2 protein-coding genes are annotated in these 2321 nt (G+C 72.9%); both read right to left on the bottom strand.

The annotated features are described in order from the left end of the window. On the bottom strand, positions 1-913 hold a 913-nt coding region (locus ETD83_RS41300; protein ID WP_456236761.1), incomplete at its 3' end, for a hypothetical protein. A gap of 72 nt (positions 914-985) precedes the next feature. After that, positions 986-2245 carry an AAA family ATPase gene (locus tag ETD83_RS41295; RefSeq protein WP_138650682.1) on the bottom strand — a complete coding sequence of 420 codons (1260 nt, stop codon included), beginning with the start codon at positions 2243-2245 and terminating at the stop codon, positions 986-988. Positions 2246-2321: the final 76 nt, after the last annotated feature.

Raw genomic sequence — 2321 nt, 5'->3', positions numbered from 1 at the left:
GGGCGGGGCGGTCGGGGTTGACGTCCAGGATGCGGCACCAGCGCCGCGCCAGGTCCATCATGGTGTCGGCGTCGTCGTCGCGGGTGGCGTGCGCGAGGTGCCACAGCGCGGACAGGGCGCTCAACCGGGTCGGTCCGAGAACGCCGAGGACAGCGGCGGCCAGCTTTCCGGTTTCGGCGGGTTTGAGGATTCCTGCGTCGGTGCGGGCCAGCAGCAGCGCGGCGGCGTACCCGGCGTTCCACGGCGTCATCGCCGTGTTCGGCGTCGTGACCGGCGGAGTGCCGGACGAGGCGGCGGGCGGCGTGGTGGCGGATGTCGCGGCAGGCGGGGCCGTGGGTGAGGTGAACTCGGCGAACACCAGACGCGTCACACAGGCCCGAATCCAGCGGCGGTCGGCGGGACGGCGGCGGATCTGGGCCACCTCGATCCGGGACTCTTCCAGCGCGAGGGCGGCTTGGGCTGCGGCGGCGGACGCATCGCCCGGGATGGTCCAGCGGGTGTGGGTGGCGTGCGCGGCCTCGTGCGTCAGCACGCCCCACAGGGCCGGGTAGCGTTCCCGGTCGGCCGGGCGGGTCGGGTCACAGGTGCCGGGTTGCTGGCCGAGGTGGATGCCGTCGAGCTCGATGGCGGCCAGCGACGGGACGTAGCAGCCGGGCGCGCCGCGCCCGAGCCCGGGCGCGCACCGCACGGTGAGGTCTTCCCGGTCGGTCAGATCGGTCACCGCATCGGTGAACGCCGCCGACAACGGCAGCCACGCCCCGGTCACCGGCACGGCCCCGTAGGCGGGTCCTGGGGCGGATGCTGGGGCGGTGGGTGCGGTGCCCGTCCCGGTGCCGGACGGCGCAGCGGTCGGCGCGGTGGTCGGCCGTGCGGTCGGCGGTGCGGTGGGTGCGGGGATGACGTGGGTTGCCATGGAATCCTCCGTGCGTGAACGGGCGTGCGTGGCCCGTCGTAGGTGCGGTGACGTGGTGTGGTGGTGTGCGGGTTAGATCTGCTGGCCGAGGGCGAGTGGGGTGACGGTGCGCCCGTAGACGGCGGATACGACCTCGGCGACGACGTCGCGGTCTTCTTCGGGCGCGACGCCGAGAAGGTTGGCCACCGCCGCTTCGGGGCCGAGGACACCGGCGATCTTCTGGAAGTTGATCAGTTCGCGCAGTTGCGGGGACCAGCCGATCTCGCCGGAGGATTGGCGGCGGGCCAGGTTCCGCGCGACGCGCACCGCGCGCGGGTGGATGTCGAGCTTGGTGGCCAGTTCGTAGTCGGTGGACACCTGGATCTGCGCGGCGAACCGGGACGCCAGGGCCTCGGTGAGCACGGCTCCGTGCACGCCGGGGTTGTGCCCGGCGACCACGTAGAAGCCGTCTTTGGCGGTGATCGTCTCGCCCTTGTGGGCCTTGACGGTGATCTGCCTGCGCTTGTCCATCGCCGGGTATACCACCGCCAGCACCTTCGGCGAGATGAGGGTGGCGTCATCGATGAGCAGCGCGCGGCCCTCGGTCATCGCCGTCACCAGCGGCCCGTAGACGAACTCGTAGCCGCCGCCCGGGGCCTGGGTGTACTCGCCGACGAAATCGGCCACGGCGGTGTCCCCGTCCCCAGCCACCGTGATCAGGTCACCGAACGCGGCCTCGACCAGGGACGTTTTCCCGGTCCCGGGCGGTCCGTACAACATCGCCGGGATGGACGCCTCCCGCAGCCGCCGCAGCGCCGCCACGTCCGGCAGGTCAGCCAACCGGCGCGGGTGGTAGGTCTGACCGTTCGGACGCACCACCGGCCCGACCTCGGCCGTCCCGCTGTTCGTTTTCCCGCCGTTGGCGGTTGCCTTCCCGGACGTACCAGACGCGCCCGGTGCACGCGCGGGCTTGGTTTTCGTCTTCTTGACGGGTGCGGGGGCGCGGCGTGTTGTCCGCGTGCTGGTCGCGCCGCCGCTCTTGAGGGCGTCGGCGGTGGTGGCAGTGCTGCGGTAGCGGCGCGGCCCGGTAAACACCAGTTCGGCCTGCCCACGGTCCACCAGCGTCGTCAGTGCGTTCCCCACCGCCCCGGCGGATCGGTCCAGGGTTCGGGCGATCTCACCCGGCGTGAACGCGGCTGCGGGGTAGGCGGCCAGGACGGTAGCGACCTTGCGACGCAGCTCGCCCTGCCCGAGGCGACCGGTTCCACCCGGCGCGGGTGCGGCGGTCGGCGCGGTGGCGCTCGTCGGGGCGGTGGTCGGCGTCGTGGTCGAGGTGGTGGGAACAGTGGTCATGACATGGCTCCTTGAGGTGTGGTCTGCGGAACGGCGGGGGGGCGGGCGGATGGCGCACCCGCCCCGGGGCGTGGGG

Origin of the sequence: Actinomadura soli (genome assembly GCF_005889715.1) — a bacterium.
In the GTDB taxonomy this organism is placed as follows: Bacteria; Actinomycetota; Actinomycetes; order Streptosporangiales; family Streptosporangiaceae; genus Spirillospora; species Spirillospora soli.
Note: the sequence above shows the minus strand (reverse complement) of the source record. Positions and strands in the feature narration are given on the sequence as shown.

Coding starts and splice junctions, on each gene's coding strand:
- ETD83_RS41295 (WP_138650682.1), bottom strand. CDS start 2,245: ATGACCACTGTTCCCACCACCTCGACCACGACGCCGACCACCGCCCCG.